Source organism: Pelatocladus sp. (assembly GCF_059505505.1).
This window is the reverse complement of record NZ_JCACKS010000090.1, coordinates 1-17624: the sequence shown is the minus strand read 5'-3', so window position 1 is coordinate 17624 and position 17624 is coordinate 1. Positions and strand designations below refer to the sequence as shown.

The 17624-nt window shown below is 39.8% G+C and carries 15 protein-coding genes; 7 read left to right on the top strand and 8 right to left on the bottom strand.

The features are described from left to right. Nucleotides 1–21: 21 nt before the first annotated feature. Nucleotides 22–957: a LysR substrate-binding domain-containing protein gene (locus tag AC5JMK_RS08090; RefSeq protein ID WP_495909833.1), complete on the bottom strand. Its 936-nt coding sequence runs from the start codon at nt 955–957 to the stop codon at nt 22–24. A gap of 282 nt (nt 958–1239) precedes the next feature. Between AC5JMK_RS08090 and AC5JMK_RS08085 the strand changes: the two genes are divergently transcribed. From AC5JMK_RS08085 to AC5JMK_RS08075, 3 genes are all read left to right on the top strand, one after another. Continuing rightward, complete coding sequence (locus AC5JMK_RS08085; RefSeq protein WP_096675106.1) at nt 1240–2001, top strand: cadmium resistance transporter; 762 nt, start codon at nt 1240–1242, stop codon at nt 1999–2001. A gap of 178 nt (nt 2002–2179) precedes the next feature. Continuing rightward, the gene (locus AC5JMK_RS08080) at nt 2180–2734 is read left to right on the top strand and encodes a hypothetical protein (protein WP_495909832.1); all 555 of its coding nucleotides are present in this window, start codon (nt 2180–2182) and stop codon (nt 2732–2734) included. A 404-nt stretch (nt 2735–3138) separates the two neighbouring features. Beyond that, nucleotides 3139–3564, top strand: a complete 426-nt coding sequence (locus AC5JMK_RS08075) for a YidH family protein (protein ID WP_096675108.1) — start codon at nt 3139–3141, stop codon at nt 3562–3564. Nucleotides 3565–3618: 54 nt separating this feature from the next. Here the strand turns inward: AC5JMK_RS08075 and AC5JMK_RS08070 are convergent, their stop codons facing one another. Further along, on the bottom strand, nt 3619–4257 hold the full coding sequence (locus AC5JMK_RS08070; protein ID WP_096675109.1) for a peroxiredoxin: 639 nt from the start codon (nt 4255–4257) through the stop codon (nt 3619–3621). 217 nt (nt 4258–4474) lie between these two features. Beyond that, nucleotides 4475–4810 carry a TMEM14 family protein gene (locus tag AC5JMK_RS08065; protein WP_096675110.1) on the bottom strand — a complete coding sequence of 112 codons (336 nt, stop codon included), beginning with the start codon at nt 4808–4810 and terminating at the stop codon, nt 4475–4477. An 81-nt stretch (nt 4811–4891) separates the two neighbouring features. On the opposite strand from AC5JMK_RS08065, the gene AC5JMK_RS08060 reads away from it, so the two are divergent. From AC5JMK_RS08060 to AC5JMK_RS08050, 3 genes are all read left to right on the top strand, one after another. Then, on the top strand, nt 4892–6235 hold the full coding sequence (locus tag AC5JMK_RS08060; protein ID WP_096675111.1) for an ATP-binding protein: 1344 nt from the start codon (nt 4892–4894) through the stop codon (nt 6233–6235). Between the two features lie 18 nt (nt 6236–6253). Then, entirely contained in the window at nt 6254–7537 is a 1284-nt protein-coding gene (locus AC5JMK_RS08055; protein ID WP_495909831.1) for a tellurite resistance TerB C-terminal domain-containing protein, read from the top strand. A 241-nt stretch (nt 7538–7778) separates the two neighbouring features. Continuing rightward, entirely contained in the window at nt 7779–9107 is a 1329-nt protein-coding gene (locus AC5JMK_RS08050; protein WP_096675112.1) for an ATP-binding protein, read from the top strand. Between the two features lie 366 nt (nt 9108–9473). Here the strand turns inward: AC5JMK_RS08050 and AC5JMK_RS08045 are convergent, their stop codons facing one another. The 5 genes from AC5JMK_RS08045 to lepB form a co-directional block, all read right to left on the bottom strand. After that, the gene (locus AC5JMK_RS08045; RefSeq protein WP_495909830.1) at nt 9474–11207 is read right to left on the bottom strand and encodes a R3H domain-containing nucleic acid-binding protein; all 1734 of its coding nucleotides are present in this window, start codon (nt 11205–11207) and stop codon (nt 9474–9476) included. A gap of 65 nt (nt 11208–11272) precedes the next feature. After that, the gene (gene ldpA, locus AC5JMK_RS08040; protein WP_096675114.1) at nt 11273–12412 is read right to left on the bottom strand and encodes a circadian clock protein LdpA; all 1140 of its coding nucleotides are present in this window, start codon (nt 12410–12412) and stop codon (nt 11273–11275) included. Nucleotides 12413–12457: 45 nt separating this feature from the next. Continuing rightward, entirely contained in the window at nt 12458–13762 is a 1305-nt protein-coding gene (locus tag AC5JMK_RS08035; RefSeq protein ID WP_096675115.1) for a hybrid sensor histidine kinase/response regulator, read from the bottom strand. A 279-nt stretch (nt 13763–14041) separates the two neighbouring features. Then, nucleotides 14042–14818, bottom strand: a complete 777-nt coding sequence (locus tag AC5JMK_RS08030) for an MOSC domain-containing protein (protein ID WP_096675116.1) — start codon at nt 14816–14818, stop codon at nt 14042–14044. Nucleotides 14819–14921: 103 nt separating this feature from the next. Further along, complete coding sequence (lepB, locus tag AC5JMK_RS08025) at nt 14922–15566, bottom strand: signal peptidase I (protein WP_096675117.1); 645 nt, start codon at nt 15564–15566, stop codon at nt 14922–14924. 504 nt (nt 15567–16070) lie between these two features. Here lepB and AC5JMK_RS08020 point away from each other — a divergent pair. After that, on the top strand, nt 16071–17396 hold the full coding sequence (locus tag AC5JMK_RS08020) for a dihydroorotase (RefSeq protein WP_495909829.1): 1326 nt from the start codon (nt 16071–16073) through the stop codon (nt 17394–17396). Nucleotides 17397–17624 lie beyond the last annotated feature (228 nt).

The window sequence follows — 17624 nt, the reverse complement described above, 5'->3', positions numbered from 1 at the left end:
GTTCAGAGTTCCCTGTTATATCTAAGCCACTTGTGCATCATCTTCCCTGAGTAAATTTTCAAAAGCTATGACTACCTGTGTTTGAAAACGTTGACGATGTTTCAACTTCCAAATAGGTTGGACAATTTCTAGTCTTTTGCGAGATCCTCTTAAAGAATCGATAATTTTTATGGCGTGTAATGTTTCTAATTGTAATTCTTTTTTGACTATAGATTCAGGAATAGCAGCTGCACCAACACCGCTCTCTACCACTGCTCTCACCATTTCGCTACTGTTTAAATTTAGTACAACATCTAATTGGCTGGGTTCAATTCCCCAATTTTGTAAGGCTTGTTCAAACATCTGTTGCGCGCCAGAACCAGATTCACGCATTACCCAACTAGTATTGAGTAAGTCATCAAGGTAAATTTCTAGATGCTCAAACCAAGGATGAGATTTACCAACAACTATTTGTAGGCGATCGCTCCCAATCTCTTCTTGTTCTAAACTTTGTTGTAAGGTAGGTTTGATATCTCCTGTCACAAACCCCAAATCATACATCCCCACAGCAGTCCCCTCACAAATTTCTTCGGCATTTCCGAGTGTACAGTTGACAAAAATACCAGGATATAGTCGTTTAAATTGGCTAATTTTTTTGGGGAGAAAATAATTCCCTACTGTTAAACTTGCACCTAGCTTTAACTCTCCTCGTTGCAGATTATTTAATTCTTTCAAACCACGTTCAGTTAATCGGACTTGATCAATAATTTTCTGCGCTTCACCTTGCAATAATTTTCCAGCATCCGTGATTTCAATATGACGACCAATCCGATGAAATAACTTCAAACCGTATTCTGTTTCTAAACATTGGATCGCAGCACTGACAGCTGGTTGGGTGATATAAAGTGCTTCTGCGGCGCGAGTAAAGTGCAACAGTTCCGCAACAGCTAGAAAAATTCGCAACTGCTCCAATGTCATTTTAGCTACTTACCGACTAGTTAAGTGGTGATTTGAATCATAACAAAAGTATTATACGGTAAATCAATCGAAAAACTGTACTTCTTACAAATAGTTATTAAGCGTATGGTTGGCAGACATTTATAACTTCCATCTATGGATTTGAAAAAAAAGACTGTTTGCTTTCAATAGTAGTGAGCCATAAAGTAAAACTATGCAGTTATCAGTTACCAATTATCCAGTTATCACTTCTCAAAAACCAATAAGCAATAACTGCTGACACCAGCACGGAGATACTATGTAATGAGCGGATTACTAACTGCTATTCCTACAGGACTGACTGCTTTTGCTGCAACTAATCTCGATGATATTGTTGTTTTGTCACTGTTTTTTTCCCAAGTAAGTAGTTGCTTTCGTCGTCGCCATATTCTTATTGGTCAATACTTGGGTTTTAGTGCGTTAGTAATTGCAAGTTTACCAAGTTTTTTGGGTAAATGCATCTTACCAGAATCCTGGATTGGTTTACTCGGTATGGTTCCAATTGCGATCGCCATCAGTCGCTTACTACATCCAGATACTGAAAATGAAGACACAGCAGCAGATACCCAATCTTCAAACTCATCTCAATCTTGGTTATCAAGTTTACTTGCTCCCCAAACCTATGGTGTTGCAGCGATAACGGTTGCTAACGGTGGCGACAACATCGGGATCTATATGCCATTATTTGCCAGTACCAGTTGGGATAACTTGCTCATCATTGTTGGAGTGTTCTTCTCGATGGTGGGTGTGTGGTGTTATCTTGCTTACTGTTTGACCAAAGTTGGTGCGATCGCTTCTGCAATTACTCGCTATGGTAATTTTCTGATTCCCTTTATCTTAATCGGATTAGGCATCTCAATTTTGATGGGAAGCCACACTCTAGAAACACCTATGTTGGCTGTCATAGTTTGCATAGTTCTTGGTTCGTATCTTTTAATTGCAAGCCGGAATATGTGGCGAGAAATTTACGGGTTTTCTTTAGAAACATCTAAACCGCAAGTGTTACATAAAGTTGAAAAAATTTGAGTCTAAATATAGATGAAAGATTGCTGAGAACGGCATTAAATATTCAATTATTTAGTTAACAGCTAGCCAAAAAGTTTGAAGTTTTACTTTGAACTTTTGCAAGGATCAACTGATGAAAATTTTCAAGATTAATCTGCTTAAAATCACTATTGTCTGCGTAATATTGCTTGTAAATCTAATGATTACTCAACCATCTTGGGCTGGTAAAAAGTACACTTCTAATCCAGATTATATCGAAGTGACTGAAGCACTAGATGCAGCTTTACAGGAAAAACAAACCCAAGGTTCAACTCCAGAAATTCTCGAAAATATTTCTAATCTAAAATTCCAAAAATATATCTTGGAAACTGGTGAAAGTTGTGGTGTATGTCGCAACGAAACTGGAAAGACACTGTTAGTCTACGCTCAAAAGCCTAAAAAATCTAGCTCAACCTACGACAATCAATTGTATCTTCTACCTAGTGGTGCAGAAACTGATGAAGACTTAGATTGTGATGGTGTTTATATTCCTGGAACACCTGCTACAGAAAATCAAGCAGCCAAACCTGCGACAGCTTTTAAGATTGTAGATGGAACTCGTTTAGTCGCTACAAACAACCCCAAAACTGGTGAAATAGAATTTAATGTTCCGCCTGCAAAAGTTTTTCAAGCTGGTGAGGCTAACTGGTTTATTCCTGATACTGTCAAAGCAGCATTAGATGCAGGTATTACGACTGTAGAAATTAACGATTAAATAACTAAAGCTGGCTGAAAAATATCCCCGAATTTTCTCAAAAATCGGGGATCTATATGTGAACAAATCAACAATAATAATATTTTTAATATATCAAATAAGTAGGTAGGTGTAATTAAAGATAAAATAAAACCTCACCCTGCCTCCGGCTTCCCTCTCCTTACTAAGGCTGCGGTGTACACAGAAGTCTTATAAAGTTGCCTAGTAGCGTTTTGATCCCCCCTAACCCCCCTTAAAAAAGGGGGAACTAGAATCAAAGTCCCCCTTTTTTCTAGCGTAGCGGCGCGCCAGCGCGGGGATTTAGGGGGATCAGAGGATTTATGTGTACACCGCAGCCTTACTAAGGAGAGGGATTGAGGGTGAGGTTTTATATTTAATTTGACCCACTTACTTATATAAAACCTATGAATATGCAAGTAGATAAATTAGAAAAATCACAAGAAAAATCAAAGAAATACAGATCAGATCGGGTACGGGATCATTTAGCAAATGAACGTACCTATCTAGCATGGATGCGGAGTGGGATTGCACTCATGGGTTTTGGTGTTTTAATTGTGCGCCTGCGTATTATTCGTCCACCCTTAGCACCGCAACCTCCTGGTAACGGTTGGAAGTTGGGTTTAGCCTTTGCTTTGGTGGGTATATTGACTGTATTGCTTTCAACTCAACATTATTTCGCTGTTCGTCGAGATATTGATGAGGACAGCTATCAACCGCCAGATCGTTGGGTGATTATTTCGAGTTTGGCTGTAACTCTGCTAGGTGTGGGAGTGATCTATTATGTCTTTACGGTTCCCTTAGATTATTTACAAACTTTTTTGCTGGAATAAAAAACCTCACCTTGTTTGACGATCAATTAAGGTGAGGTCTTGTGAATAAGTCAATTATTTATTTGGCTGGGGAGTCATCCGCAAATAAGACTTGACTTCCTGATAACCTTTGGGGAATTTTTCCTTCAGTACTTCAGGATCTTTGAGTGAAGGAACAATCACGCAATCATCGCCATCTTTCCAGTCAGCTGGAGTAGCGACGCTGTAGTTATCAGTTAGTTGCAGCGAATCAATTACTCGCAAAATTTCATCAAAGTTACGTCCAGTGCTGGGAGGATAAGTCAGAGTCAGACGTAACTTTTTGCTGGGATCAATGATAAATACTGTCCGTACCGTCACGCTAGCATTAGCGTTGGGGTGGATCATGTCGTAAAGGTCAGAAACTTTACGATCTGGATCTGCCAAAATTGGGTAGTTGAGTTTAGTACTCTGTGTTTCTTCAATGTCTCCCACCCAGCCTGTGTGGGATTCAACATCATCAACACTCAGGGCGATCGCTTTAACATTGCGCTGATCAAATTCTGGTTTGAGTTTGGCAACAGTTCCTAACTCAGTGGTGCAAACTGGTGTATAGTCTGCGGGGTGAGAGAACAGCACTACCCAGCTGTCACCCGCCCACTCATAAAAATCAATATCGCCGTGTGTTGAGGCTTGGGTAAAATTCGGTACTGTATCACCTAGACGGAGAGCCATGCTTGATTCCCTGTGGATAAAAAAGGATACGTGTTCTATTGTGACATGATGACATAGAACACCGGTTCCCCGATAAAGCTATTGTGGTTCGCAACAAAAATTTAAGTTACTAAATCAAAATTTAGCCAAACGTTAAGTGCAAAAGTAACTAATTTTAAAAGTCCTTAATAATCTCTATTGAAACCCTTATCAATGATTAATGACAAATGACGAATGACTATCCCCCTCTACCTAATTTCATAATTTGAAATTGATGTACAATCAGCGCTAGCGTCAACATACCTAAAATTGTCATCAATCCCGCAGGCATAAACTTACGTGTTTTAGCTAATCTAAATGCAAAAACAACTATTAATATGGCTGTAACAATAGCTGCTAGAGTCAAACCCCAGTTTTGACCTTGAATTTGTATTAAAGCCGAAAATATGAGTATTAAACCACTGATACTGCCACTAAAAAGTGACATATTACTACCAGCCGTTATGTAACCTACAATACCACCCACTACTGTCAAGATGCCGTAAGCAAGGGCGGCAACAATACCTAAATTCATAACCTATGTAGATTTTAATTTTCTTGCAAGCCCCGGTAGACAATTTAGCATAGCTGTTTCGCTAAATAACCCAATTGATAGATGGATAATCAAGTTATGCCTACGGCAAGTAATTCGTCTTACGCAAAGATTCAATTTCTCCAACGCCAAGCAGCTTCTCTTTTACTCTACCAATCTGTCCTGCAAACGGAAGTAGGTATAGCGTTTCTTGATCTGTTACAAGCTATTCGTTACAGTGAAGCAGATGCTAGGAGTTGTCTGCAAGCTTATGGCAGTTACTTTCGAGCCTTAGCAACAAAAAATCAAAACTGGGAAGAATATCTAATTACTCAAATTCTCAAAGCTGAGAATCCTTTTACAAAACAAGCTCAACAGCAAGAGTTTGAGAATTTACCAACTGCTTTGGTAGCAGCAGCCAAACATGATTTACTCGCACTCCAAAATTTATATGAATGTAGCAGCGCTATTTTGAGTGAATGGGTACAGAATATTGCTCATTTACCTGTTTCACCAGTAGTGTGGTATTTAGAGCAGGATGGGATAGCGGGTGTAGAAACACAGTTTATTAGTTCTCTACAACAGTTGGAAAATTGGTCAGACGCTGTAGAATATTTGGCGACATACTATCAGCAATACGGTACGGGTTTATTTGCAGAGTACAAAGCCCTACGTTGGCAAGATGGGCAGTTTGTGGGTATAACTTATCCTGATACAGTTAAATTAAGCGAACTTGTGGGTTATGAGTCGCAAAAAGAAGCTTTGTTGAAAAATACGGAATTTTTGTTGTCGGGACAAGTGGCTCTACACGTATTACTTTATGGTAGTCGTGGTTCTGGTAAATCTTCTTTAGTTAAAGCTTTGCTGAATGAGTATGGAGAGAGTAACTTGCGACTGTTGGAAGTGGGAAAATCACGACTACAAGACTTACCAGTGATTGTGGAACATTTGCGAGGAGTACCGCATAAATTTATTATCTTTGTTGATGATCTTTCATTTGAGGAAGATGACGATGCTTTTAAGGCGTTAAAAGTCGTGTTAGAAGGGAATTTAACTGCACGTCCACAAAACATCGTGGTGTATGCTACTTCTAACCGTCGCCACTTAGTACGGGAGTTTTTCGCTGATAGACCTGCTCCCCGCGATCATGATGAAGTTCATGCCTGGGATACAATGCAGGAAAAACTTTCCTTTAGCGATCGCTTTGGTCTGACTCTCACTTTTGAAGGATCTGATCAAAAAACTTATTTAAAAATTATCCGGCATCTTGCGGATTTAGCAGGAATTAATATCAGTCAGGAAGATTTAGAATACAAAGCTTTACAATGGGCAACTCGTCATAACGGTCGTTCTGGAAGAACAGCACGACAATTTGTAGATTTTTTAAAAGCAGATATGAATCTTGCTGCAATCCAAGTTAAAAATTAAAAGTCAAAAGAAAGAAATATGCTCAAAACCAGCAATATGCAGTCAACAACAGTAAGTAATCGACTTATTCTCGGTGTAGTTGCCTTTGGTGCGAGTTTCGGACTTGGTTTAGTCTTTAGTAATTGGGATGTTAAAAATGCCTTTTTCACAGGCATCATCACAATATTTTCTACCTATCTTGCAGCCTTGTTTATAGACAAGCGACGCCGAGCTAGTGAAATGCTAGTTCTAGATTCTCTCCACAGACGTATTAAAGAACTGGAGGGTTTGAAATCTCGTGTAGTTGCAGAAGTCAATGAATTAGAAACTCAACATTCTTTATTGTATCAAGAATCGAATAAATTACAAAATCAAATAAATGAACGTCGAAATCAAAGAGACAGTCTTAACCGTGAGTTAAGCAGTTATGTAATCGAAAAAAAACAGTTGGAATCACAAATTGTTCTTTTACAAAATGAAATTACCGAACTAGAAAAAGCGAAATTAGAACATAATAATTCTTTGTCTGCTATCAATGCAGAAAAACGCCGATTAGAATTAAATTGTAGTGTTTCTAAAGCTGAGATCAATCAGTTACATAATCAACTGTGTGAACTGTTGCAGCAAAGGCAAGACCTAGAAAGTAACTTAACTCTTCTAGAAAGGCTTAAACCTCAACTAGAAGAAAAGTTACATGAAATGAGACTTCAAGTTCAAGAAATAGAAGCAGAATATCAGCAACAAAATCAATTGTTGCTTGACAAAAAGCTAGAAACAGAAAAGACAGAAATTAATCTAAATTCATTAAAAGTACAATTAGCAGAGCAGCAAAACCAACTCCAACAATTGGAAAGTCAAATTTCCTTATTGCAAGATGAACGCGATCATTTACAAAATCAAGTATGGGAATTATTACAGCAAATAGAAAATTTAGATTCCAGTAATGTATTAGAAAATAATCAGGAAGAAGATGTAGACCTTTTTCCGTTTGCTGATTTACTTGATACAGTAGATGAGCTAGAGACATCCAATAATCTAGAAGTATTTACCTCAGAATGGTCTAGCTTACTCAATCATTTGTCTGACTCAGAAATTCAAGTATTAAAAGCAATTATTGAAGAGGAGAATCCAAATGTAGCTATAAAAAAAATAGCTGAAGCTAATATTACTATGCCAAATTTATTAATTGATTCTATCAATGAAAATGCTAATAACACGATTGGCGAATTGCTCATTGATCCAAATGTAGCAACTCCAGAAATTTATCCAGAGTATAAAAGTGACGTGGAAAAAGCGATCGCAATCTACAAAAATATTAAGTAAGAGCGAAGCCTCTGGGCAATAATTATAGAGTTGCTTCTTAGAGGTTGTTTGAAAAGCCCTCTTGTCGGTGTAGCAAAACGTTTTAGATCCCCCAAAGTCCCCCTTACAAAGGGAGACTTTGATTCTATTTCTCTTCCTTTTTAAGACGTCCTTTCCCCTGCACCCCTATTTCTTGACCTTACTCCATGTGAAAGCAAAGCTCACCTTCAAGCTAAAATACATGGAAGTGAGGTAAATTTACATGGCAAAGCTCAAAATCTCGAAAAAAGTCTCCACTGCTATCATCAATTCTCTTGGCGCGGGTGTTGTACCAAGGGTAGGACTAGAACATATAGCAGTAGGTCGGGAAAAAGAACTACAAAGCCTATTACAAAACCTCAATGACATTGCAGAAGGAGTAGCAGCTTTTCGCTTCATAATTGGGAACTATGGTTCAGGTAAAAGCTTCATGCTACAGTTACTTCGCAATCGTGCTATGGAGCAAGGTTTTGTAGTTACTGATGCGGACTTGTGTTCAGAACGCCGACTAGCAGGAAGCAACAACGAAGGTTTAGCAACTTATCGAGAATTAATGAGTCGCCTTGCTACAAAAACTCGCCCTGATGGCGGTGCTTTAGTAGCAATTTTAGAGGGATGGATTAGTAAAATTCAACAAGAAGTTGCCAAAGAAACTGGAATGCGTCCCAATGATGATGGCTTTGATGACCAAGTAGAAAACAAAATTAGGGAAGTAATTCAGTATATAGAAGACTTAGTTCATGGTTTTGACTTTGGCAATGTGATTATTGCTTATTGGCGTGGTTATCGCCTAGATGATGATGAGCTAAAAAATTCTGCTTTGCGTTGGCTGCGAGGAGAATATAGCACTAAGACAGAAGCTAAAGCAGCTTTAGGAGTGCGGGTAATTATTGATGATGATAGTTGGTATGATTACATTAAATTAATTGCTAAATTTACTGCGGAAATTGGCTACAAAGGGCTTGTATTGTTACTGGATGAAGCAGCAAATATATATCAAATTCCCACTACTGTAACTCGCGAAAAAAATTACAACAGGTTACTAGCAATCTTCAACGATACTATGCAGTGTAAAGCCGAAAATCTCGGAGTATTTGTAGGTGGAACAACAAAATTTTTAGAAGATCCAAATCGTGGGCTGTTTGCTGATCCTGCCTGGCGTCGAAGAACAAAAGAAAGCCGTTTTGTGACTCAAGCTGGTGTACAAGAATTTTTAGGGCCTGTGATGCGGCTCAATCCTTTGAGTCAAGAAGAAATTCTGTTACTTTTGCAAACATTAACAGAAATTCATGCTCTGAATTTTGCTTATACACAGATATTAAAAACTTCTGATTTAAAAGAATTTGTCCAAGAAATTGTCAATCGTTTGGGTGCAGCAGCTTTACTAACTCCGGGTGAAATTGTTAGGGATTTTCTGAGTGTTTTAAATATAATTTATCAAAATCCTAGTAAGCCTTTTAATGAGTTAATTCATGGTGCTGATTTTAAGCCTACTGCCGTGGGTAAAGATCTAGATATGGGTGAAGATGATGTTGCGGAGTTTAGTTTATAGTCATGTAGAGACGAGAAATTTCGCGTCTCTACACATAACTTCGATGCAATGAACCATCAGCAGGAGCCGAGCCAAGCAAGACGCGCCTTTAGGGGAGGACTGGAGCCAGAGGAAACCTCCGGCTATGGAAGTCCGTCGCTGTACCACTACCAAGGGTAAATCACGCAGCTCGTTGAATATACATAAAGGCTCGGCTCCTGCATTAGGAGGAGAAAACTGTGACTAGAAAAGTGTTTGAGTCCGTTTTAACGGACTTATGCTATTAGCCTCAGAATTAATTCTGAGGCGAGATACGGGTTTGGTGCAAGATATCAGTTACGCCCCTATAAAAAATCCAATATGTATGAGGATTTTCGTCAAACAATATTATGCTGGATAAATCCGCAGACGCCGATTTGGTTCTTCCCCAAAGCTATTGGATTTTAAGCGGTAGTGTTCCACCAACTCATGCTGCATTTTCCGCACTTGAGCAGAACGGGGTAATAATTCCACAGGTTGTCCTTTAGGAATGACAATATTTTCGACTGCTAATCTGGCTTCCTCTAACGCGTCAATTTCATCATCAGTAGCGCTGTGGAGGAATAATTGCAGTTCGCGATCGTCCGTCACTTCCGGATCATCAATGTTGAGTAACCGCCGCAAACCACGGGTAATTTGCGGTATGGTACTAGATTTAATCATGTGGATTGGCACTTGTCTGGCTTTGGCCATTTGCCGCAATTTAGCATGGTTTTTGACGTGCGATCGCAATGCCAAAATTGAATCAGCACTATCGATATCTTTTGTCAAGACCACTGGTAAATTCAACACTTCAACTACTTGTTCTAATTGACTACGACTGACACCATAGGGATAGATATGCAGTGGTAAATCTTCACCATTGGGCCCTGCTAGTTTACTATCAGCATCATCGAAGCCACCAAAATAGTTGAAAGATTCATCTAGTAAGCGGTCAAATTCATTATGCCTACTCAACTTATTTGGTTGGGTAGTAGGTAACGGTAATGCTTGCATTTGTCCAGATGAGCGCCAGCCGTTTGACTGTCGTGCTGGTACAAATGACTCTTCTTTGGCGAGAGTTTGGGAACGGCCATTCAAAGGTGTTAACTGGCGTGTAATCTTAACCTTACCTTCTTCGTCAACAGTTCTCACCTGTGGAGTAGGCTGATACCCTCTTAGTAAACTATCTACTGTGTCAGCTACACTCTCATGAACTACCCAGCGTTGTCGTTCCAGCATTTCCACGGCAATCTCGAAAGTGGGAGGTGCTTTGCGTTCCAAAACAGTTTTTTGACTGCCTCGGCGTCTGGCTTCATCATCGCCTAATGTTACAGCTTGGATACCACCAACCAAATCCGCAAGAGTTGGGTTTTTGATTAAGTTTTCAATTTGGTTTCCGTGGGCAGTACCTACTAACTGTACACCTCGTTCGGCAATGGTGCGAGCGGCTAAAGCTTCTAGTTCTGTGCCAATTTCATCAATGACGATCACTTCTGGCATGTGGTTTTCCACAGCTTCAATCATCACTTGATGTTGTAATTCGGGATGAGCAACTTGCATCCGCCTGGCTTTCCCAATTGCTGGATGGGGAACATCGCCATCACCTGCGATTTCATTGGAGGTGTCAATAATTACTACACGTTTGTTCAACTCATCCGCTAAAACACGGGCAATTTCTCGTAAGGCAGTGGTTTTACCCACACCTGGGCGTCCCAGCATCAGAATCGATTTACCAGTTTCTACTAAATCGCGAATCATGCCGATAGTTCCAAACACCGCTCGACCAACACGGCAAGTTAAGCCAATAATTTTACCGCTACGGTTACGGATGGCACTGATTCTATGCAAAGTTTGCTCTATTCCGGCTCGATTATCTCCGCCAAAGTTCCCCACTCGCTGAATACAATCATCGATCACGTTCTGAGTGATGGGTATTTCGCTCAGATACTCAGCTTGATGAGGGAAGCGGGCTTCTGGACGACGGCCCAGATCTAAAACCACTTCCACTAAACTATCTCGTTGGGGATGCTTCTCTAATATTTGCCGCAGGTCTTGGGGCAAAATATCTAACAATTTTTGGAGATCTTCTGTAATCGTCATGCTTATTATGGTGACGTTTTTAGAGATAGCGATATGCTTTTCTGGACACGAGGTTTGCCCGTACCCTACTGCTGTGACTTGAGCTGGGAAACAAGAGAATGAGCAAGTCCAACAGCTTGCCAGAGCAATTCTGGTTCATTTTCTAGGCGGACAGTTGTTTTGACACTGGTGTCATTCACCTCCTTTGCTTCTAACTGCTCTAGAATTGGTGACAGCAATACACGAGCGTAGCTGCCGTAGGCTATCCCAGAAATGTGAGACAAGGCAGACAAGGAAGAGGGGGGAGATATGGGAGAAATTCTTCCTTGTCCTCCTTTCCTCAACAATCCCATCGCCCTTAACTTGGCAACGGTATAACTGTTCGTGCCGCCTGCTAACTGCACGTATCCAGGTAATTTTGCTGCCAAGACTTTTTGCCCTAATTTGACTGCGGCTGTGGTGGTGCCATCGCCAATATCACCACTCATTGGCCGTCCGTCGGTTTGCCAAATCAAGGCATAATTATGGATCGCGATCGCATCATACAGGGCATGTAGGTAATCAATCATACCCTCCCCGTCTGGACAACTAATCGCTACTAACTTCAATTGCTCAACCCAGGGTGCTATCGTTTGCCACAATCGCTGAAATTCGGTCAAACGTCCTACTTGTGTATGAATTTCTATCGCATCTACCCCAGATGACAAAATTAATGGTGCGATCGCTTCTGGTTTTATTACGTAAGAGCTTGTATTAATTATACCATAAGGGCAGATTGGTATGCAACGACCACAACCGTAGCACTTGTTGGATATCACTCCTGAAAAATGCTCTGGTGTGTTGCTAAATTCTATTGCCTGTGCAGGGCAAATTCTTTCACATGGTCTATTGCAATTTGCAGGACACGCTGTAGAATCAAATTTTGCTTTGCGAAAATGTGGATCTTCTCCATCATTAAGGCTAACCATCAGAAAAGGTGACTTTCCTTTGTTGGCAAAGCCTCGTGCTTGTGCGTCTTCGGCAAACTCAACTGCAATTTGTAGCGCCTCTCGAACTGCGGTAATTACAGCCGGATCAGCAGCCACATCTATACAGTCAGCACCTGCTAGTGTATAGGCCAATGTTAAACTTCTGACCGCAGGCAGGTGTTGAAAGCTGGCTCCGCAAATGAGCTTGAACCAGTGACCTTCTTTAAGGGATTGCAAGGGGTTGAGGTGATCAGTCACATTATCTATTATGCTATGTGACAGAAAAATGTTGTAGGCATTTGCCTAATTTAATTCGCTTTGTTGGAGAGGAATTTCGATGATAAACTCTGCACCTTGCCCTGGTAGTGAGTTACAGGTGAGTTTTCCTTGATGTTTCTGCACAACAATCTGATAACTAATTGCCAATCCTAGTCCACTACCTTTGCCTGGTGGCTTTGTAGTAAAAAATGGGTCAAACATTCGCGATCGCACGGATTCAGATATACCCGGTCCATTGTCAGCGATATAAATATTTACAGTATCTGAGTTTGTTAGCATCGTGCGAATGTGAATTTCTCCTTTGTCCTTTGCTATTGACACTTGACTATTGACACTTGACTCATCCAAGGCATCGATCGCATTATTCAATAGATGCATAAACACTTGGTTTATTTCACTGACATAACAAGCAACTAACGGTAAATCACTATACTTTTTTAATATTCTAATTGCAGGACGATTAGTTGTTTTATTGAGTCGATGTTGCAACATCACTATAGTACTATCTATACCTTCGTGGATATTTACACGCTTCATTTGCGCTTCATCGAGTCGAGAGAAATTTTGTAGTGCTTCAACAATAGAACGGATGCGTTCTGCTCCCCTATACATTGCATCCATAAGGTTTTGTTGATCGTTGATCAAAAAATTTAAGTCCATTTGTTTAACTATTTCTTGAATTTTTAATGTGGGGGATGGATATTCTTGTTGATAGGCTTCAATTAAATTGATTAAGTCTTGTACATATTGACTAACATGTTCAAGGTTTCCGTAGATAAAACTAATAGGGTTGTTAACTTCATGAGCAATCCCTGCTACCAACTGCCCTAATGCTGCCATTTTTTCTTGTTGAATCATTTGAACTTCAGAAGTTTGCAAATCATCAAGAGCTTTTTGCAGTAATATATTTTTATCGTGTAATTTATTTTGTAATAAACATAGTTTTAGCTGATTTTCTATTCGCAATACAACTTCTACTCCATGAAATGGTTTAGTAATATAATCTACACCACCCACATCAAAAGCTTTAACTTTATCTAAAACATCATCAAGAGCGCTAATAAAAATAACTGGAATTCGACAAGTTCTATCATTAGTTTTTAACTGTCTGCAAACTTCGTAGCCATCGATTTCTGGCATGTTAATATCTAACAAAATGACATCTGGCAAAACCATTTGACAAGCAGTAAGCGCCATTTTGCCACTTAAGGCTTTACGAACTTCATAGCCTTGTGCAGTAAGCATTGCTGACAAAAGTCGCAGATTATCAGGGGTATCATCAACTACCAAGATATTTGCTTTGGAATCTCTTTTTGGAGTCAAATGCATTTTAGGAATCTAGCTAGAAAAAGGTGGGGTGTGAGGGTGTAAGTGAGCGTCAGCTTTTGACTGAGCGCTCAGGCCGAAGTCCGAACGAGTTTAGGGATGTGTAGGAGAAAATGTATTTTCGTGTTAGTTAGAGGGATTTTTCCGTGATTGATTCTCTTGAAAATTGGTGCAGGGATCTAATCATTTAACTTTTTTGATCATACAAATATATGGCAGAAGGGCATACAGTTGTACGCCCCTAGAATAAATCCAATATGTATCAGGTAATTTTGATTTGTGTCATACTTTTACTTGATCACCAATTTTGAAATCGGTTTTTCCTGCTAAAGGTGATAATTGCGTATTGACACTTAACCGATAAAAGTGATTAAAACGGGATGAAGCAACCCAAGCAGGTAATGTTTGCTGGCGCTTTGCTACAAACACTTTCTGAAAGTTTGTATAAACTTTTCCACTCAAAGAATCACGTGTTGGTACAATACAACGTTGACAGGGATTTATCCCTAACAGGTGTATATCTCCGACTCGAAAGGGAACAAAATCATCTTGTTCGCCAAATAATCTATCTTCCCAAAATGCTGATACACCGTCGATCTCGATATTGGCACGTATACGACGACGCATTTCATCTACACTCACACCAGTAAACCAGGAGGCCACTTCTGTTAAGGTTGCTGTACTAATGATCGTTGGACCTGGTGAGACAGTATCATCAGGAAAACCCATCAGAAGATTTTGTTTTAGTTTAACGGCAAACCCAAAAAATTTACTTAACCAATCTTCCAGCATCTGCTGTTCATGATCTAGATGAAAAACTTGTTGTAAGTTATTCTCTGAGATTTTTAACAATACAGTTCTATTTTCTAAATTATATTGCGATCGCAACAAATGAATTTTGACATGACGCTTACCATTGACAAACCTATCGTGTTCATCAACAATCACAAACTCACGATCATACTGTATAGCACCACTAGATAGGAGTCTTGCTGTCTCTACTTCAACACCATCTAGTGATTTAATCGGGTAGATTAAAATCTTAGCAACGTATGGCATGAGTTTTCAGTTGATTGTTGGTCAATGGTCATTAGTCATTAGTCATTAGTCATTAGTCATTCGTCATTCTCCTCATTTCTCTTGTCCCCGTTTCCCGATTCCCTTACTTATACAATGGTGACTTATCAATACCACCGACGTGATCTAGAGGCCAAAAACGAATTACAGCACGACCAATAATATTTTCTCTGGGAACAACACCCCAACAGCGACTATCGTAACTGCTGTTACGGTTGTCACCTAATACTAAATAGGAATTGGCAGGTATGGTTACAGGTTTAGCTAAAAAGGGTGGTTGTGGACCGGAAGTGCAAACATTAACGACTGTCTGCTGTGAAGGCGAAAGATATTTGTTTTCTGGAAGAGGTTGATTGTTGATAAATACTTTACCGCTTTTGAGTGATACTGTTTCTCCTGGCAAACCAATAATACGCTTGATAAAAGCATCTTGATATTGTTCTTGCTGTAGCTCTTTTGTGGGTGAAAATACTACAATATCTCCCCTTTGGGGATTAGAAAATTTATAACTTAACTTATCAACAATAATCTTATCTGCTTCCCACTGATTAGGCGAACCATGTAAGGTTGGTTCCATTGAACCAGATGGAATCCAACGGGCTTCAGCTACAAAGGTACGAATACCCAAAGCCAACACGATACTTAATACAATTGTTCTACCTAGTTCTGCTATCCAAGAACTATCCGGTTTTTGACTAGAGTTGTTGTTATCAGACACTTGATTTTGCATGAAATTACTTGACTAAAAGCACAAGATACTATTTCTATTTTTTCTGTTTAGGAACGCGAACTAAATAAAAAACACTATCTCATCCTCTGCGAGGGAGTTCAAAGGGGTGTTGTAGTTGGTGCGAGGTAAATATATAAATTAGTTGCATGTTATTTAATCCACAATCCTTAAAGATGCCATACCTGTAATCTTAACCGTAGAAAGCGAGTTTTTCAGTTACATTGTCCAATGTACAAGCTTGCAATAGAAAGTAGGAGACAGAAACTTAGGAGTTTAGGTATTTCATAACTGAATTATTTATTTATGCTTAAAAAAATAAACTTGTTTTTGATAAGTGACAAAAATTTATCATTAACAGTCAAATAAAGTTTAACCTAAAAAAAAGAATAAGTTAACCGCAAGTATTACTGTAATCATGATCTGATTTTTTCTTTTACACTCCTATAGACTGCCTCTAAAATGGGCTTTGTGAAAAATACCTCTTGCTTTAACACTTGAATATCCATGTCATCTTCAACTAGTTTACTAATTCGGCACGCTCGCATAATTTTACCCAATGGAGAATTAATAATTGGGGATGTGCTGACGCGCGATCGCCTGATCGTGGAAATTGCACCAGAAATATCCACAGAACAAACAGCAATCACAGAGATTGACGCAGAAGGGTTAACTTTGTTGCCAGGAGTTATCGATCCACAAGTACACTTCCGGGAACCAGGATTGGAACACAAGGAAGACTTGTTTACTGCAACTTGTGCGTGTGCCAAAGGCGGAGTGACTTCGTTTTTGGAAATGCCAAATACACGTCCTCTGACAACTACCCAGCAAGCACTTGATGATAAACTGCAACGCGCCCAGAATAAATGCCTAGTGAACTATGGCTTTTTTATTGGCGCCACAGCAGAAAATCTCCCAGACTTGCTCTTGGCAAATCCAACCCCAGGGATCAAAATCTTTATGGGGTCGATGCATGGGCAGTTGTTGGTGGATGAACAAGAGATTTTAGAAGCAATATTTGCTAAAGAAAAACGTTTAATTGCCGTTCACGCCGAAGATCAAGCCAGAATCAACCAAAGACGCCAAGAATTTGCTGGTATTCATGACGTTGCAGTCCATTCTCAAATCCAAGATAATCAAGCAGCACTCTTGGCAACGCAGCAAGTATTGAAATTGTCACAAAAATATCAGCGACGTCTGCATATTTTACATATGTCTACGGCTGAGGAAGCAGAATTACTGCGTCAACAAAAGCCAAGTTGGGTGACAGCAGAAGTCACACCACAACATTTATTATTGAATACAAGTGTCTATGAAAAAATTGGCACATTGGCACAGATGAATCCACCTTTGCGATCGCCCCACGATAACGAAGTTCTCTGGCAAGCTTTGCATGATGGCATTATTGATTTTATTGCCACCGATCATGCACCCCACACCTTAGAAGAAAAAGCGCAACCTTACCCCAATAGTCCCTCTGGAATGCCAGGGGTAGAAACTTCTTTACCTTTAATGTTAACAGCCACAGACCAAGGACGATGCACTCTCGCTCAAGTTGTTAACTGGATGTCTACTGCTGTCGCCAAAGCATATAATATCCCCAACAAAGGAGCGATCGCACCTGGTTATGATGCTGATTTAGTGCTTGTAGATTTGCAAAATTATCGTCCTGTTTTGCGCCAAGAATTATTAAGTAAATGCGGTTGGAGTCCCTTTGAAGGTTGGAATCTCACAGGATGGCCCGCTTACACAATTGTTGGTGGTGAGATTGTGTATGAAAAAGGCAAATTGCATACACAAGTACGGGGACAAGCTTTAAAATTTGGTGAGTAAAGGGATTGGGGAAAGGAGACAAGGGAGACAAGGGAGACAAATTGTTCCCCACACTCCCCACACTCCTTTGTCCCCTTCAGGGTGGTTTCATACGAAAAAATAAAAATATGGAAGTCTGTATTTCTTGTTTTGAAGCATAGATTTTTACCCCTCTCCAAACCTCTCCCCTTATTCTGCGGTGTACACAGAAGTCTTATAAAGTTGCCTAGTAGCGTTTTGATCCCCCCT

Excerpts from the sequence above, each read along its gene's own strand:
- AC5JMK_RS08090 (WP_495909833.1), bottom strand. The coding sequence starts at position 957 with ATGACATTGGAGCAGTTGCGAATTTTTCTAGCTGTTGCGGAACTGTTG.
- AC5JMK_RS08085 (WP_096675106.1), top strand. The coding sequence starts at position 1,240 with ATGAGCGGATTACTAACTGCTATTCCTACAGGACTGACTGCTTTTGCT.
- AC5JMK_RS08080 (WP_495909832.1), top strand. The coding sequence starts at position 2,180 with ATGATTACTCAACCATCTTGGGCTGGTAAAAAGTACACTTCTAATCCA.
- AC5JMK_RS08075 (WP_096675108.1), top strand. The coding sequence starts at position 3,139 with ATGAATATGCAAGTAGATAAATTAGAAAAATCACAAGAAAAATCAAAG.
- AC5JMK_RS08070 (WP_096675109.1), bottom strand. The coding sequence starts at position 4,257 with ATGGCTCTCCGTCTAGGTGATACAGTACCGAATTTTACCCAAGCCTCA.
- AC5JMK_RS08065 (WP_096675110.1), bottom strand. The coding sequence starts at position 4,810 with ATGAATTTAGGTATTGTTGCCGCCCTTGCTTACGGCATCTTGACAGTA.
- AC5JMK_RS08060 (WP_096675111.1), top strand. The coding sequence starts at position 4,892 with ATGGATAATCAAGTTATGCCTACGGCAAGTAATTCGTCTTACGCAAAG.
- AC5JMK_RS08055 (WP_495909831.1), top strand. The coding sequence starts at position 6,254 with ATGCTCAAAACCAGCAATATGCAGTCAACAACAGTAAGTAATCGACTT.
- AC5JMK_RS08050 (WP_096675112.1), top strand. The coding sequence starts at position 7,779 with ATGGCAAAGCTCAAAATCTCGAAAAAAGTCTCCACTGCTATCATCAAT.
- AC5JMK_RS08045 (WP_495909830.1), bottom strand. The coding sequence starts at position 11,207 with ATGACGATTACAGAAGATCTCCAAAAATTGTTAGATATTTTGCCCCAA.
- AC5JMK_RS08035 (WP_096675115.1), bottom strand. The coding sequence starts at position 13,762 with ATGCATTTGACTCCAAAAAGAGATTCCAAAGCAAATATCTTGGTAGTT.
- AC5JMK_RS08030 (WP_096675116.1), bottom strand. The coding sequence starts at position 14,818 with ATGCCATACGTTGCTAAGATTTTAATCTACCCGATTAAATCACTAGAT.
- lepB (WP_096675117.1), bottom strand. The coding sequence starts at position 15,566 with ATGCAAAATCAAGTGTCTGATAACAACAACTCTAGTCAAAAACCGGAT.
- AC5JMK_RS08020 (WP_495909829.1), top strand. The coding sequence starts at position 16,071 with ATGTCATCTTCAACTAGTTTACTAATTCGGCACGCTCGCATAATTTTA.